This window comes from Janthinobacterium agaricidamnosum NBRC 102515 = DSM 9628 (genome assembly GCF_000723165.1).
Taxonomy (GTDB): Bacteria; Pseudomonadota; Gammaproteobacteria; order Burkholderiales; family Burkholderiaceae_D; genus Janthinobacterium; species Janthinobacterium agaricidamnosum.
Genome location: NZ_HG322949.1, coordinates 3,549,804 through 3,564,844, shown reverse-complemented (window position 1 = coordinate 3,564,844; position 15,041 = coordinate 3,549,804). Strand labels below are relative to the sequence as shown.

Here is a 15,041-nt window from a genome sequence, read left to right as displayed (position 1 = left end):
ATGTCTACCATTCTTGCCATTGAAACCTCTTCCGAACTCGCCTCTTGCGCCTTGTTGCGCGGCGAGATAGTCATCAGCCGCGATTCGTCCGGCGTACGCACCCATTCGCAATCGATCTTGCCGATGGTGCAAAGTTTGCTGGCCGAAGCCGGCATCGCCTTGTCCGACTGCGATGCGATCGCCTACGGTTCCGGCCCCGGTTCCTTCACCGGCGTGCGCACCGCTTGCGGCATTGCCCAGGGCCTGGCGTTCGGCGCCAGTTTGCCGGTGGTGCCGGTGGTCACGCTCGATGCGATGGCATTGGCTTGCCATCGGCAAGGCTCCGGGAAGGATATATTGGCGGTGCTCGACGCGCGCATGGGCGAAGTGTATTGGGCGCAATACCGTTATGACGATGGATTGACGACGGTGTCCGCGCCGGCCTTGTGCGCGCCCGGGGCGGTGCGGCCGTGCGGCGCCGTCACCGCTTGCGGCAACGGTTTTTCCGCTTATGAGGCCGAATTCGCGGGACAGGATTTCGCCGCCGGCGCGCTGGCCGATATCATGCCGCACGCGGTGCAGGTCGGCCAGCTGGCGCGCATTGCGTTTGCCGAAGGAAAATTTGTCGCGGCCGCCGACGCGCAGCCGCTGTATCTGCGCAACAAGATCGCCTACACCAGCGCCGAGCGGCGCGACATGCAAATCGCGAAGGCCGCCACGGAGGCCGCGGCATGACGCGGCAATGGGATGTGTCCCGGCTGGATTACCAGCCGATGACCGAGAGCGATGTGGACGATGTGGTGGCGCTGGAAGAGCGCGTTTATCCGCATCCCTGGACCCGTGGCAATTTTCTCGATTCGCTGGCCAGTGGCTATCAATGCTGGATCGTGCGCGGCCCCGATGCCAGGCTGCTCGGGTATTTCTTTTTGATGCCGATCGTCGATGAGGCGCATTTGCTGAATGTCGCGGTCGATGCCGATATGCAAGGGCAGGGGCTGGGACGCTTTTTACTGAACCAGTCGGTGGCCTGCGCGCGCGGCTTGGGCATGGTGTCGGTGTTGCTGGAAGTGCGGCCGTCGAATCTACGGGCGCTCGACATTTACCAGCGTTACGGTTTTCAGAAAATCGGGCGGCGCAGGGGATATTATCCGGCAGCCAACCAGCAACGTGAGGACGCCATCGTGATGCGTTTGGGAATATGAGCCTGCATTCTGGCCGCAGCGTGGTTTTCCTGGAAGAAATGGGTGTCGGTCCCTTGTGGCGCTTGCGCCATGGCGCCGTTGAGCTTGACGCGCCGGTGGTCGAGCCGGTGGCGTCCGTTGTTGACGCCGTGGCTGTCGTGGCTGTCGTGGCGGAGGTGGTTGAGGTGGCTGAGGCAGTTGCGGTGCAAAGCGTTGCAACGCCTGAGCCTGAACCCGTTGCCGCTGCCATCGTCGAAGCTCCCGCAGCGCTTGCCGATGACGCCTCGACCGCCTGGTTCGACGACGCGCCCGCGCCGCCGCCATTGGCGCCGGTCAGCGCTGCGGCGATTGCCGCGATGGATTGGCTTGAATTGAAATCGGCTGCCGCCAAATGCACCCGTTGCGAATTGTGCCGTGGGCGCAAGGGCAGCGTGTTCGGCCGTGGCGACCAGCATGCCGAATGGCTGGTGGTCGGCAGCGCGCCGAACCGGACCGATGAACGGGACACCCGCCCGCTTACTGGCGAGGCCGGCCAGTTGCTCGATAATATGCTGTTGGCGATCGGCTTGCAGCCGGATGCCAATGTCTACGTGACGAATCTGGTCAAATGCCGCCCGGTCGATGCCAGCGGCGCCGAGCGCGTGCCGACCGAGCAAGAAGTGGCCGCCTGCCGGCCGTACCTGGAACGCGAAATCGCGCTGACCCGGGGCCGCACCATGCTGACGCTGGGCCAGGCCGCGGCGGCCGGCTTGATGTCCAGCCCGGCGCCGGCGCGCGGCAAGGTGCGCCATCTGGGAGCGGTCGCCGTGATCGCCACCTACCATCCGGACGATATGATGGGCAAGGCGGCGCCCAAGGCCCGCGCCTGGGGCGATTTGTGCCTGGCCAGGAATACCCACGCCGCTAGCCATGCCGCTACCAATGCCGATCCCGGCTGATAGTTTCCAGATGCAATTTGAGCGCCGCTGGGGGCATTTGAATAACCCCCATGTGCGCGCACTGGCGTGGTTGCTGGATGCGCCCGACTTGCTGGCGCCGGAGAGCCCGCACTGGCATGGCCAGATCGCCAGCCTCGGCCCTGTCACGCAACACACGAGCGGCTGGCTGGCGGCGCTGCAAGACGATCCGGCGCCGCTGGATGCCGCGCTGGGCAGCCGCTTTTATTCCCGCCTGGGCCTGTACGCTGAAAAGCTGATGGCGTTTTATTTCGAACAGCATGGCTTGCTGGCCGCGCACGGCTTGCAAGTGCAAGCCAGCCGCAACGACACCATCGGCGAATTCGATTTCCTGTTGCGCCAGGGCGATGCCTTGCTGCACTGGGAATTCGCGACCAAGTTTTACTTGCTGGAAGGTGCGCCCGACGCAGGGAGGTTTAACAGCCTGGTCGGACCGAACCTGGCCGACACGCTGGGTTTGAAGATGCGCAAGATACTCGACAAGCAACTGTCGCTGGCGCTGCATCCGGCCGCGCAACGCTGGCTGCCGCAGCCGGTCGAGCGGGCGCAGGCGCTGGTCAAGGGCTGGCTGTTTTATCCTGGCGGCACGGTGCCGGCGATGGAAGGCATTTCGCCGCGGCATAACCATGGCTTTTGGTGCGCCCTGGCCCAAGTGGCGGCCTTGTCCTTCGAGCGCTTTATCGTGATGCCGAAACTGTTATGGCTGGCGCCGTTGAAGCTGACTCAGGGGCAAGTGTTGAGCCGGCAAGAGTTGCAGGCGCATTTGGCCGGCGCGGCAGCGCCGGTGATGGTCGCCGCCGTGATGCAACACGATGGCTGGGAAGTGGAAGCGGCGCGTGGCTTCGTGGTGCCGGATGACTGGCAGAGGCAAGCCGCCGAGCGGCGATTATCTGGCAAGCTGCCGGCTTAGCCTGATGCCGGGGCTTACCGGAAAATTCTTTCGTGGTTAATGCTTTTGCTCGCCGATCAGCGACAGCGAATCGTGTTCGCGCTGGCTGGCGGCGTGCTTGCGCATGATCATGTACATGGTGCCGGCGACGAACAGGCCGAACAGCACGATGATGACGTTCAGGTTCAGGTGCATGCGGATCATGATCGAATACACGGCCAGCATGGTCAGGATCGACAGGTTTTCATTAAAATTCTGTACCGCGATCGAGTGGCCGGCGCTCATCAGCACGTGGCCGCGATGTTGTAGCAGCGCATTCATCGGCACCACGAAGAAACCCGACAGCGCGCCGATCAGCACCAGCAGCGGATAGGCCAGCCACACCGAATGCACTTGCGTCATCAGCATGACGATGACGCCCATGGCGATGCCCAGCGGGATCACGGTCAGCGATTTGCGCAGCGGAATGAAGCGCGCCGACAAGACCGCGCCCAGCGCGACGCCGATGGCGACCACGCCGACCAGGCTGGTGGCTTTGTCGAACGGCATGTTCAGCGATTGTTTGGCCCATTCCAGCACGATCAGCTGCAAGGTGGCGCCGGCGCCCCAGAACAGCGTCGTCACGGCCAGCGTGATCTGGCCCAGCTTGTCTTTCCACAAGATGCTGTAGCAATTGGCGAAGTCGGTGATCAGCTTGATCGGATTGCGTTCCTGGTGCGGGTAGACACAACCGGTCAACGGAATGCGCAAGTTGAACAGCGCGCCCAATATATAGGTGGCGACCACCACGCACAGCGCCGCTTCGGTCGGCGTGGCGATGCCGGTGTCGACCAGCGGCAAGTCGAAATGGAGCAGCATGCCGGACACCTTGGCGCTGACCAGCGCGCCGCCCATGACGGTGCCGAGTATGATCGACGTGACGGTCAGGCCTTCGATCCAGCCATTCGCGGCGACCAGTTTTTCAGCCGGCAGCAATTCGGTCAGGATGCCGTACTTGGCCGGCGAGTAGATTGCCGCGCCGAAGCCGACCACGGCGTAGGCCAGCAGCGGGTGGACATGGAAGAAAATCAGGCCGCAACCGAAAATCTTGATCAGGTTAGCGATGAACATCACGCGGCCCTTGGGCAGCGCGTCGGCGAAGGCGCCGACAAAGGCGGCCAGCAAGACATAAAACAGGACGAACGATAATTTCAGCAGCGGCGTGATCCATGCAGGCGATTGCATGGAAATAAGCAAGTCGATTGCGACGAAGAGCAGGGCGTTATCGGCCAGCGAAGAAAAGAACTGCGCCGCCATGATGGTGTAAAAACCACGATTCATTCTTAGAGCCTGAAATCATATCTGGATTGCTTTATACCATGAATTACCGGCAATTCCTAAGAATTGAACCCTGTGCAGCGGAGCGCGTCCGGTAAAATACGGCTTTCATATTACGCTGTAGAAACGTTATGCCGAGGCCGATTACCGCAACCATTCATCTTGACGCCATGCAGCAAAATCTGGCGCGTGCCCGGGCCTGCGCGCCTTCCGCCAAGGTATGGGCGGTGGTCAAGGCCAATGGGTATGGCCATGGGCTGGAACGGGCCATGCGCGGTTTCGCCGCTGCCGACGGTTTGGCGCTGGTCGAATTCGACAATGCGGTGCGCTTGCGCGAGCTGGGCTGGAACAAGCCGATCCTGATGCTGGAAGGATGCTTCGATGCGAGCGACCTGGCAACCATGTTTCACTACGGCCTCGATGGCGCGGTGCACAATCTGGAGCAGATGGCGTTGCTGGAAGCGGCGCGCTGGCCCGGCAAGATTAATATCAATTTAAAAATGAATACCGGCATGAACCGGCTCGGCTTCATGCCGCAGGTATTTGCCGGCGCCTACGCGCGGCTGCGCGCGATACCCTCGGTCGGCGCCATCACGCTGATGACGCATTTTGCGAACGCCGATGAAACCGTGCATCCGCGTTTGCCGCTGAGCGAGCAGATCCGCCGCTTTCAACTGGGCGCGGCCGGCATCGCCGCGCCGCGCAGCCTGTCCAATTCGGCAGGCTTGCTGCGGCATGGCCTGGCCAGCGACTGGGTGCGTCCCGGCATCATGCTGTACGGCGGCACGCCGGGCGGCAACAGCGCCGATACATTCGGCCTGTTGCCGACCATGACCTTGAACAGTGAAATCATCGCGATCCAGCAGATTGCCGCCGGCGAAACGGTCGGTTACGGCAGCCGTTTCCTGGCCGACAAACCGACCCGCGTCGGCGTGGTCGCCTGCGGTTATGCCGACGGTTATCCGCGCCATGCGGAACACGGCACGCCGGTGCTGGTCGATGGCGTACGCACTACTTTGATCGGACGGGTGTCGATGGACATGATGACGGTCGACCTGACCGATATTCCCGCTGCGCAGGTCGGCAGCAAGGTGGTATTGTGGGGACGCGGCTTGCCGATCGACGAAGTGGCCCAGGCCGCCGGCACCATCGGCTACGAGCTGATGTGCGCGGTGGCGCCGCGCGTGCGCATCGGCGAAGCCTGATGTCCGATACCGGATTCATTCTCTCTTCTATTAGTTAGTCTATCCATGGCCAAAGCAAAAACCCATTACACGTGCAGCGAGTGCGGCGCCATCAGCAATAAGTGGACCGGCCAGTGTTCCTCCTGTAATCAATGGAATACCATGGTCGAAACGCTGGTCGAGGCGCCCGGCGCCGGCAATAACCGCTATTCGAATCCGCCGCAGCATATGTCGCTGGCGCAGACCGCGCCGGTGCTGTCGCTGGCCGATATCGATGCGATCGACGTGCCGCGCTTCGGCACCGGCATCGAGGAATTCGACCGGGTGCTGGGCGGCGGCATGGTGTCCGGCGGGGTGGTGCTGATCGGCGGCGATCCGGGCATCGGCAAGTCGACGCTGCTGTTGCAGGCGCTGGCGAATATGTCGCACCAGAAAAGCGTGCTGTATGTCAGCGGCGAGGAATCCGGCGCCCAGATCGCGCTGCGCGCCAAGCGGCTGATGATCGACGCCAAGGATTTGAAGCTGCAGGCGGAAATCCAGCTGGAAAAAATCCTCGGCACGCTGGCCGACCTGAAACCCGACGTGGCCGTCATCGATTCGATCCAGACCGTGTATTCCGATGCGCTGACGGCCGCGCCCGGTTCGGTGTCGCAAGTGCGCGAATGCGCGGCGCAATTGACGCGGGTCGCCAAGCAGACCGGCATCACCATCATCCTGGTCGGCCATGTGACCAAGGAGGGCGCGCTGGCCGGGCCGCGCGTGCTGGAGCATATCGTCGATACCGTGCTGTATTTCGAGGGCGATGCGCATTCCAGCTTCCGGCTGGTGCGCGCGATCAAGAACCGTTTCGGCGCCGTCAATGAGCTGGGCGTGTTCGCGATGACGGAAAAGGGCTTGAAGGGGGTCTCGAATCCATCCGCGCTGTTCCTGTCGCAACACGATAACCAGGTCGCCGGCTCTTGTGTGATGGTGACGCAGGAAGGTACCCGGCCATTGCTGGTGGAAATCCAGGCGCTGGTCGACACCAGCCATTTGCCGAATGCGCGCCGGCTGTCGGTCGGCCTGGAGCAAAACCGGCTGGCGATGCTGCTGGCGGTGGCGCACCGCCACGCCGGTATCGCGGCGTTCGACCAGGATGTGTTCATCAATGCGGTGGGCGGCGTCAAGATCACCGAACCGGCGGCCGACTTGGCGGTATTACTAGCGATCAACTCGTCGATGCGCAGCAAGCCGTTGCCGCGCGGCCTGGTGGTGTTTGGCGAAGTCGGCCTGGCCGGCGAAATCCGCCCGGCGCCGCGTGGGCAGGAGCGCTTGCGCGAAGCCGCCAAGCTGGGTTTCTCGCTGGCAATGATCCCGAAATCGAATATGCCGAAACAGGCCATCGAAGGCATGACCATCATCGCCGTCGAGCGCATCGAGGAAGCATTCAACAAATTGCGCGATCACGAATAACTGTTTTGATGGCGTCGCCGGCGCAAACGTAATTGTCTTTTGGAACTATAATATTCGCCTTTGGCAATGGGCTGGATCAAGATTGCCGCATTTTTAGAATTATTTGTTATCGGATTTAAAATTGTCAGTTGAGCAAAGGCAGGCGGCGCGCAAGATCTTGCGCTCCAAGGGAATGTTGGTGATCGATGGTGACGACCCGGTTGCAGCGCGTGTGATGGATATCGGCCACGGTGGCTTGTCGGCACTGGTGGCGCAGCCGGTCAAGGGTGGGGCCAAGGGTAAGATTCTGTTTGAAATGTTTTACGATGGTAAATTGAATATCATCGAAGCAAAGATTTTAGTGTCGCATTGCATCTTCAGCAGTGCCGGTTTCAAGGTCGGTTTGACGTTCGTTAACCTCGATATGGCGGTAATGAGCGCAATTTCGAAGTACATGAGGTAAGATGGCGGCTGGTCAGGCAAGTTGATGCCTGATATAGACGGGTAAAACCGGGCTTGCTCGACGTTTTGATCTTTCAGTAACAGTAGATAATTGTCCATGAAGAGATCGACGCCCGCCATGCCACGCGCTGCCGCGCCATCTCTTGCGGGGCGTGCCGGCGATTCGGGCGCCATATCGTCAAACCGGGATGGAACGCGCCATGTTTAACTCCACTATCAATAAATACTCGGCCCAGAATACGCCGCAACCGCAGTCGCAGATTTCCGCCGATGTCTACGCTAAAGTCGAACGCGTGATGTCGACCCAGACCAAGGGTGTCTCCAAAGTCAACGATGCCTTGACGCGCGACCAGACCAAGCTGTCCGGACTGGGACAATTGCAAGCCGCGCTGGCCAAGTTCCAGTCGATTGCGCAAGGCTTGTCCGGCAATGGCCTGGCCACGTCGGCCTCGTCGTCGACCAAGGGCATCCTGAACGCCATCACGGGCGGCAAGAGCGTTGCCGGCACTTACGATATTGACGTCAAACAATTGGCGCAAGGCCAGACGCTGACCAGCGGTCCGCAAAAGGCCGCCGACACGGTGATCGGCACCGGCGCGCCGGCCGTCATCAAGATCGAGTTTGGCACCAATGACGGCAAGGATTTCAAGCCGGGCGAAGGCAAGTCGCAAACCATCACGATTAAAAGCGGCAACAATACCTTGCAGGGCATTGCCGCCGCGATGAAGGAAGCCGGCATCGACGCCAGCGTGGTCAAGGGCGACAGCGGCTACACGCTGGCGATCAATGGCAAGACCGGCGCTGAAAACAGCATGCGCATCAGCGTCACCGGCGATGCCGCGGTATCCGATTTGCTGACCTACAGCCCGGGCAGCGCCAAGGGCATGACCCAGAACCAGAAGGCGCAGGATGCCTTGTTGACGGTCAATGGCAAGGAGGTCAAGAGCGCCAGCAATACGCTGGACAAGGCCATCGAAGGCGTCAAGGTTGAATTGACCGGCGCCGGCAAGACCAGCCTGACCATCGCCAGGGACCCGAAAGAGATCGCGGCCAACGTCGGCAAGCTGATCGATGCCTACAATGAACTGAACACCAAGATGCAAAGCCTGCAAAAAGGCGCGTTGAAATCGGATACCGCGCTCAACCAGGTGACCAGCCAGATGCAACAGGTGCTGCGCGCCGCCACCAATGGCGTGCCGACGTCGGTACTGGCCAAGGCCGGCATCACCTTTGGCAAGGATGGCAGCCTGGCGCTGGACGATAAAAAACTGAAAAGCGCCATCGAGGCCGATCCGGAAGGCATCAGCAAGTTGTTTACCGATAACGGCAACGGCGTGGCGGACAAGTTCGCCGCCAAGGTTGCCGAGCTGACCGGCGACAAAGGCACGTTGCGGCGTGAAGTTACGGCGGTCAACAAGGACATCACCAGCTTGACCAGCAAGAAAGCTGAAATCTCGAAGGCGTTGACAACGCAAGCCAATGCGCTGGTGAAGCTTTACTCGCAGCAAGAGGCGGCGGGCAACAGCGGCTTGCCGGGCTTTGCCGGCGGCGGAAAATCGCTGTTCGATTTCATGGCGTGATGTAGCGGCGGGCCGCGGCCGGCGAAAAACGCCGGCGGCGAGCTGCCGGAAGTCTTCTTGAACGACTTGGCTGGCCGCCCCTTGCGGCGCCACTGGCCAGAACTGATTCCCCGCTTTATTCTCGAATAATCCGCCTCAGGCCGGTTCGTATGCACCGGCCGATGTTATTTGTGTAGACTGTTTATCTATCATAAGTACAGGGAGCATGATGAACGACCTTACCTTGCGCCAGGATGCGCGCGTGATCGGCCTGGTTGGCCTGGCGCATGGCGTTTCGCATTTTTACCATTTGATCCTGGCGGCGCTGTTCGTCTGGCTGAAACCGGCCTTCGATTTATCGTATGCCGAGCTGGGCATGCTGATGACGGTGTTTTTCATCATTTCCGGGATCGGCCAGGCGCTGGCCGGTTTTGTGGTCGACCGTTTTGGCGCGCGCGCCGTCTTGTTTTCCGGCATCTCGCTACTGGGCCTGTCGGCGCTGCTGCTGGCCAGCGCCCACAGCTACGGCATGCTGATGGCAGGCGCCATGCTGGCCGGCGTCGGCAACAGCGTGTTTCATCCGGCCGACTACACCTTGCTGTCCCAGCGCGTGTCGGCGGCGCGCCTGGCGCACGGTTTTTCGGTGCATGGCATCAGCGGCAATATCGGCTGGGCCTTGTCGCCGCTGTTCATGACGTTTGTCGCCACCCGTTCCGACTGGCGCACCGCGCTGCTGTGCGCCGCCGTGCTGCCGTTTGCCGTGCTGCTGATCCTGTTCCTGAACCGGCATGCATTGCGGCCCGATCCGTTGGCGGTGCACCAGAGCGTAGCGGCGGGCGGCAACACGCTGGACTTCTTGCGTCTGCCGTCGGTGTGGATGTGTTTTGCATTCTTCTTCATTACCGCGATCGCGCTGGGCGGCATCCAGAGTTTCGCCACGGTGGCGCTGGTGAAGCTGTATGACATGAGCCTGGCGCTGGCCACCAGCGCCTACACCGCGTACATGCTGGCGTCCGCGGTCGGCATGGCATTCGGCGGTTTTGTCGGTGCGCGCAGCCAGCGGCACGACCGCAATATCGCGCTGGCGTTTGCAGTCGCCGCCTTGCTGGCGGTACTGCTGGCGTTCGCCGCGGTGCCGGCCTGGGCGGCACTGGTGCTGATGGGCGCGATTGGCCTGGCGTCCGGCGTGGCGGGGCCGTCGCGCGACTTGATGATACGCGCCGCCGCGCCGAAAAACGCCACCGGCCGCGTGTATGGCGTGGTGTATTCCGGGCTGGACAGCGGCCTGGCGGTCGGCCCGCTGTTGTTTGGCGCCCTGATGGATGGCAATCATCCATCGCTGGTATTCATCCTGATCGGCGCCTTCCAGGCGCTGGCAATCGCCACCGCGGTCGGCGTGGGCGGTAACACCCGTGCGCGGCAACTGGCATAAGCCGGGACGGACAGGCTACGATTAACCGGCAATATATTGCCCGGTAATCGAGGCCTGTCCCTGGTTTTCTTGCTATCTCACAAGTTTTGCTGACTTGCTCGCAGGTATTATATTTTTGCGCCACGCGCCATTTTCCACGTCTTTTTTCACCATCGCGTATTGCATTTTGCATCGTGAAATGACGTGACCAGCTTGTGTATCCATCTCGTCTCACGCAGAGAAATTTCGTTCCGTATCATGGGATTTTATATTTAAGTATTTGAAATTAAACGATTAAAATTTACTCATGTGTCTTATATAAGACTCTTGCTGCCTTGCACAAATGAGCCTACTATTTGTTTAACGGATGTCGTTTTTTAACTTGAATGTCAATAGGAGAGCACCATGGCAACTCGTGAACAGCAAGTCGCAGCGCTGCAAAAAGACTGGGATACCAATCCGCGCTGGAAGGGCGTCGTGCGCAATTACACCGCCGAAGACGTGGTTCGTCTGCGCGGCTCCTTGCAAGTCGAGCATACGCTGGCCAAGCGCGGCGCCGAAAAATTGTGGGACCTGGTCAATCATGAGCCCTTCGTCAATGCGCTGGGCGCGCTGACCGGCAACCAGGCCATGCAGCAAGTCAAGGCCGGCTTGAAAGCGATCTACCTGTCGGGCTGGCAAGTAGCCGGCGACGCCAACAACGCCGGTGAAATGTATCCCGACCAATCGCTGTATCCGGCCAACTCGGTGCCGACCGTGGTCAAGCGCATCAACAATACCTTCACCCGCGCCGACCAGATTCAATGGTCGGAAGGCAAGGACGATATCGATTTCTTTGCACCGATCGTGGCCGATGCGGAAGCCGGTTTCGGCGGCGTGCTCAATGCCTATGAGTTGATGAAATCGATGATCGACGCCGGCGCTGCCGGGGTTCACTTCGAAGACCAGCTGGCGTCGGTCAAGAAATGCGGCCACATGGGCGGCAAGGTGCTGGTGCCGTCGCGCGAAGCGGTGGAAAAACTGACCGCCGCGCGCCTGGCGGCCGACGTCATGGGTACCTCGACGCTGGTGATTGCCCGCACCGACGCCGAAGCGGCCGACTTGCTGACGTCCGACGTCGATACCAACGACCGGCCATTCTGTACCGGCGAGCGCACCGTCGAAGGTTTTTACAAAACCCGTCCCGGCATCGAGCAGGCGATTTCGCGCGCGCTGGCGTATGCGCCGTACGCCGACCTGGTGTGGTGCGAAACCGGCAAGCCGGACCTGGAATTCGCGAAGAAATTCGCCGACGCGGTGCATGCCAGGTTCCCCGGCAAATTGCTGGCCTACAATTGCTCGCCATCGTTCAACTGGAAAAAGAACCTGGACGATGCGACCATCGCCAAGTTCCAAAAAGAACTGGGCGCGATGGGCTACAAATTCCAGTTCATCACATTGGCCGGTTTCCATGCCTTGAACTACGGCATGTTCAACCTGGCCCACGGTTATGCCCGCAATCAGATGTCGGCCTTCGTGGAATTGCAGGAAGCCGAATTCGCCGCCGCCGAAAAAGGCTTTACCGCCGTCAAGCACCAGCGCGAAGTCGGTACCGGTTATTTCGATGCGGTCACCCAGGCCATCCAGCAAGGACAAAGCTCGACCACAGCTCTGCACGGCTCAACCGAAGACGAACAATTCTTCGACGCCAAAAAAGTCGCCTGATACTGTATGCGTAGAGGGCACCGGGCAGGGGAATATTCCTGACCATCAAGCCGCGCCGGCGATCCCGGCGCGGTTTTTTCGTTTGTGCGGTCGCCGATCCATGGGCCATCGTGCTGGAATTGACAATCGAATCACCGTTGAGAGGAAGGCAATGAAGTGTGATAATGCCCCGATACGGGTGAGGCATTTCCCCGGCTCATACAAGGATAATCATGCAGCAGGCAAACGCTGGAAAAGACTCGGTATTACTTGATCCGGTGGTGGCGCCGCGGATTGCCGCCGCGCGGCTGCTGATCGGATTGCTGCAAGGCATAACGCTGTATTTCCTGTCCAGCGCCATGCTGGGCAAAACCTGGCCGGCCAGCGATCCGTATGTATTGGGGCCGTTGCTGCTGATGAGTGTGATCTTGCCGGTATTGCTGATTTCCAGCCTGGGCCATATGGCGGCCCGCCGCATCGCGCTGTGGATGGCCAGCGCCGCAGTGATCATGGTGATGCTGGCGGTGCACGATATCTGGCGCAGCGGCGGCCTTGAACCATGGAGCGTTTACCGTAACACCGGTCCGATGTCGGTGCTGTCGGGCTTGCTGATAGTGTTCAGCATCGCCGGCTTTTTCATCGCCCACACGCTGGTGCTGGCCGGCGGACTGGACCAGCGCCGCATCGCCACCTATCCGACCCATTTTGAAACCGCCTGGAAGCTCGGCATCCAGTTGCTGTTTTCGGCATTCTTCGTCGGCGTGCTGTGGCTGGTGCTGTGGATGGGCGCCCAGCTTTTCCTGCTGATCAAGCTGAACTTCTTGAAAGAATTGATCGGCCACTCGTGGTTCGTGATCCCGGTGACGTGTTTCGCCTTTTCGTGCGCGATCCACATCACCGACGTGCGGCCGGCGATCGTGCGCGGTATCCGCACCTTGTTGCTGGTGCTTATGTCGTGGCTGTTGCCGGTGACGGCGCTGCTGGTGGCCGGCTTCCTGCTCAGCCTGCCTTTTACCGGCATCGAAAAGCTGTGGGCCACGCGCCGCGCCACCTCGGTATTGCTCGGCACGGCCGCCGTGCTGGTGCTGCTGATCAATGCCGCGTTCCAGAATGGCCAAGTGGGGCAGGGTGTGGCCCGGGTGATCAAGCTCAGCACCCGGCTGGCCGCCTTGCTGCTGCCGCTGGTGGTCGGCATCGCGATCTACGCCCTGGCGGTGCGCGTGATCGAATATGGCTGGACCTCGGACCGCATCATCGCCTGCGCCTGCCTGGTGGTCGCCACCTGTTATGCGCTGGGCTATGCGTGGGCGGCGCGCCAGAACAGCAGTTGGCTGAGCCAGATCGCCGAGGTCAACGTGGCCACCGCCTTTGTCGTGCTGGCCGTGCTGTTCGCGCTGTTTTCGCCGCTGGCCGATCCGGCCCGGCTGGCGGTCGCCAGCCAGATGGCGCGTTTCGAGGCCGGCAAGACCAGCCTCGACAAGTTCGATTTTGCGTACCTGCGTTTCGAGGGCGCCCGTTACGGCCGCGCGGCGCTGGAACAGTTGAAGGTGCGCAGCAGCGGCGCCGATGCGGCGCTGGTCAGGGCCGGCGCCGACGCCATATTAAAACGCGCCAGCCGCTGGAGCGACGAGGTGCGGCTGAAGAATGTGGCGTTCAATCTGACGGTGCGGCCGGCAACCGCGCAATTGCCCGACAGTTTTTTGCGCCAGGATTGGAGCGTGCCGAAACAGACCTGGTATTTGCCCGACTGTATGAAGCAAGTCGGCAAGCATTGCGACGCCTATCCGCTCGACTTTAATGGCGACGGCAAGCCGGAGGTATTACTGGTTTCCAGCGAGCCGGGCAGCGAGGCGCTGCTGCTGATGGAAAAGGCCGATGGCAGTTGGCAGGCCTACGGTCATATCAATTCCTCCCTGCTGCGCTGCAAGCCGCTGCGCGAACAACTGCGCGCCGGCGACTTCCGGCTGGTCGCGCCGCGGCTCAAGGAACTGGAGATCGGCGGCAAGCGTTTGCGCCTGAGTCTGTTGAGCGATGTTAACGATGCCGACGACGCTGAAAAGTGCGTCAAGGACGATCATGACGCGGACTCGGCCGCGCCTTGAGTCAGGCATTCCGGGCGGGATTCAATGGCGGATCTTGACTTGCCGCACATGCCGTTCCAGCTCGTTGAACGAGGGCCGCTCGGTCGCTGAAATGACCTTGCGGCCGAATTCCACCGCCAGCGCCGGTGCATAGCCGTTCAGGCTGGCCAGCAGCGTGACCTTGACGCACTGGAACATCTTCGACGTTTCATGGTGCTTGCGTTTTAACAGGCTGGCCAGCGGCGCGACAAAACCGTAGGCCAGCAAGATGCCGATGAAGGTGCCGACCAGCGCCTGCGCCACCAGCACCCCCAGTTCCGCCGGCGGCAAGCCGACCGACGCCATCGTATGCACCACGCCCATCACCGCCGCGACGATGCCGAACGCCGGCATCGCTTCGGCCAGTTGCGAAATGGTCTGGATCGGCATTTCGGCGTCTTCATGATGGGTCTCGATTTCGTTATCCATCAGGTTTTCGATCTGGTAAGCATCCATATTGCCGGACACCATCAAGCGCAAATAATCGGTGATGAATTCCAGGATATGTTCATCCGACAAGGTGTACGGATATTTGACGAACAGCGGGCTGCGGTAGGGATCGTCGATATCGTCCTCGATCGACATCAAGCCTTCCTTGCGGATTTTGCTGAGGATTTCATACATCAGCCCCATCAATTCCATATACAGCGCCTTGGTGTATTTCGAGCCTTGCAGCAAGGTCGGCAGCGCGTTCAGCGTGGCCTTGATGGCCTTGCCGTCATTGGCGACGATAAAGGTGCCGACCGCGGCGCCGCCTATCATCAGCAATTCCAGCGGTTGGAACAGCGCGGCCAAGTGGCCGCCCTGCATGGCAAATCCGCCAAAAACGGATAATAAGACGACGAGAAATCCGAGAATAACTAACAAAA

General features: G+C 60.8%; 13 protein-coding genes. 11 read left to right on the top strand and 2 right to left on the bottom strand.

Annotation, left to right across the window (positions count from 1 at the left end; genetic code table 11):
• From tsaB to GJA_RS15125, 4 genes are read left to right on the top strand one after another with little or no spacing between them, the layout of a single operon-like run.
• Entirely contained in the window at positions 1 to 714 is a 714-nt protein-coding gene (gene tsaB, locus GJA_RS15140; protein WP_038493634.1) for a tRNA (adenosine(37)-N6)-threonylcarbamoyltransferase complex dimerization subunit type 1 TsaB, read from the top strand.
• Positions 711 to 1,181, top strand: coding sequence for a ribosomal protein S18-alanine N-acetyltransferase (gene rimI, locus GJA_RS15135; protein ID WP_038493631.1), 471 nt, complete (start codon positions 711 to 713; stop codon positions 1,179 to 1,181). Before tsaB ends, rimI begins: the two co-directional genes overlap by 4 nt.
• Positions 1,178 to 2,098, top strand: coding sequence for a uracil-DNA glycosylase (locus GJA_RS15130; RefSeq protein WP_038493628.1), 921 nt, complete (start codon positions 1,178 to 1,180; stop codon positions 2,096 to 2,098). The genes rimI and GJA_RS15130 overlap by 4 nt, the downstream gene beginning before the upstream one ends.
• Positions 2,070 to 3,026 carry a DUF1853 family protein gene (locus tag GJA_RS15125; RefSeq protein ID WP_422567913.1) on the top strand — a complete coding sequence of 319 codons (957 nt, stop codon included), beginning with the start codon at positions 2,070 to 2,072 and terminating at the stop codon, positions 3,024 to 3,026. Before GJA_RS15130 ends, GJA_RS15125 begins: the two co-directional genes overlap by 29 nt.
• A 36-nt stretch (positions 3,027 to 3,062) precedes the next feature.
• On the opposite strand, the gene lplT is transcribed toward GJA_RS15125, so the two are convergent.
• Positions 3,063 to 4,325, bottom strand: a complete 1,263-nt coding sequence (gene lplT / locus GJA_RS15120) for a lysophospholipid transporter LplT (protein ID WP_038493622.1) — start codon at positions 4,323 to 4,325, stop codon at positions 3,063 to 3,065.
• A gap of 128 nt (positions 4,326 to 4,453) precedes the next feature.
• On the opposite strand from lplT, the gene alr reads away from it, so the two are divergent.
• The 7 genes from alr to GJA_RS15085 all read left to right on the top strand — a co-directional run bounded on the left by alr (position 4,454) and on the right by GJA_RS15085 (position 14,154).
• Positions 4,454 to 5,527: an alanine racemase gene (alr, locus tag GJA_RS15115; protein WP_038493620.1), complete on the top strand. Its 1,074-nt coding sequence runs from the start codon at positions 4,454 to 4,456 to the stop codon at positions 5,525 to 5,527.
• 45 nt (positions 5,528 to 5,572) lie between these two features.
• The gene (gene radA, locus GJA_RS15110; RefSeq protein WP_038493617.1) at positions 5,573 to 6,958 is read left to right on the top strand and encodes a DNA repair protein RadA; all 1,386 of its coding nucleotides are present in this window, start codon (positions 5,573 to 5,575) and stop codon (positions 6,956 to 6,958) included.
• Between the two features lie 121 nt (positions 6,959 to 7,079).
• A complete protein-coding gene (locus tag GJA_RS15105; protein ID WP_242404552.1) occupies positions 7,080 to 7,400 on the top strand; it encodes a PilZ domain-containing protein in 321 nt (106 codons plus the stop codon).
• 199 nt (positions 7,401 to 7,599) lie between these two features.
• Positions 7,600 to 8,979 carry a flagellar filament capping protein FliD gene (gene fliD, locus GJA_RS15100; RefSeq protein WP_038493614.1) on the top strand — a complete coding sequence of 460 codons (1,380 nt, stop codon included), beginning with the start codon at positions 7,600 to 7,602 and terminating at the stop codon, positions 8,977 to 8,979.
• A 208-nt stretch (positions 8,980 to 9,187) separates the two neighbouring features.
• Positions 9,188 to 10,390 (top strand): MFS transporter, encoded by a 1,203-nt coding sequence (locus tag GJA_RS15095; protein WP_038499976.1) that lies wholly within the window; start codon positions 9,188 to 9,190, stop codon positions 10,388 to 10,390.
• Between the two features lie 384 nt (positions 10,391 to 10,774).
• Entirely contained in the window at positions 10,775 to 12,073 is a 1,299-nt protein-coding gene (aceA, locus tag GJA_RS15090; RefSeq protein ID WP_038493611.1) for an isocitrate lyase, read from the top strand.
• Between the two features lie 212 nt (positions 12,074 to 12,285).
• Entirely contained in the window at positions 12,286 to 14,154 is a 1,869-nt protein-coding gene (locus GJA_RS15085) for a DUF4153 domain-containing protein (RefSeq protein WP_051780935.1), read from the top strand.
• A 21-nt stretch (positions 14,155 to 14,175) separates the two neighbouring features.
• Here GJA_RS15085 and motA read toward each other — a convergent pair whose 3' ends face one another.
• Positions 14,176 to 15,039: a flagellar motor stator protein MotA gene (gene motA, locus GJA_RS15080; protein WP_038493608.1), complete on the bottom strand. Its 864-nt coding sequence runs from the start codon at positions 15,037 to 15,039 to the stop codon at positions 14,176 to 14,178.
• Between the last annotated feature and the right edge of the window lie 2 nt (positions 15,040 to 15,041).

Bases quoted from the DNA above. Each gene is read 5' to 3' on its own strand.
- lplT (WP_038493622.1), bottom strand. From the start codon at position 4,325: ATGAATCGTGGTTTTTACACCATCATGGCGGCGCAGTTCTTTTCTTCG.
- GJA_RS15125 (WP_422567913.1), top strand. From the start codon at position 2,070: ATGCCGCTACCAATGCCGATCCCGGCTGATAGTTTCCAGATGCAATTT.
- aceA (WP_038493611.1), top strand. From the start codon at position 10,775: ATGGCAACTCGTGAACAGCAAGTCGCAGCGCTGCAAAAAGACTGGGAT.
- rimI (WP_038493631.1), top strand. From the start codon at position 711: ATGACGCGGCAATGGGATGTGTCCCGGCTGGATTACCAGCCGATGACC.
- alr (WP_038493620.1), top strand. From the start codon at position 4,454: ATGCCGAGGCCGATTACCGCAACCATTCATCTTGACGCCATGCAGCAA.
- GJA_RS15095 (WP_038499976.1), top strand. From the start codon at position 9,188: ATGAACGACCTTACCTTGCGCCAGGATGCGCGCGTGATCGGCCTGGTT.
- GJA_RS15130 (WP_038493628.1), top strand. From the start codon at position 1,178: ATGAGCCTGCATTCTGGCCGCAGCGTGGTTTTCCTGGAAGAAATGGGT.
- tsaB (WP_038493634.1), top strand. From the start codon at position 1: ATGTCTACCATTCTTGCCATTGAAACCTCTTCCGAACTCGCCTCTTGC.
- GJA_RS15085 (WP_051780935.1), top strand. From the start codon at position 12,286: ATGCAGCAGGCAAACGCTGGAAAAGACTCGGTATTACTTGATCCGGTG.
- radA (WP_038493617.1), top strand. From the start codon at position 5,573: ATGGCCAAAGCAAAAACCCATTACACGTGCAGCGAGTGCGGCGCCATC.
- fliD (WP_038493614.1), top strand. From the start codon at position 7,600: ATGTTTAACTCCACTATCAATAAATACTCGGCCCAGAATACGCCGCAA.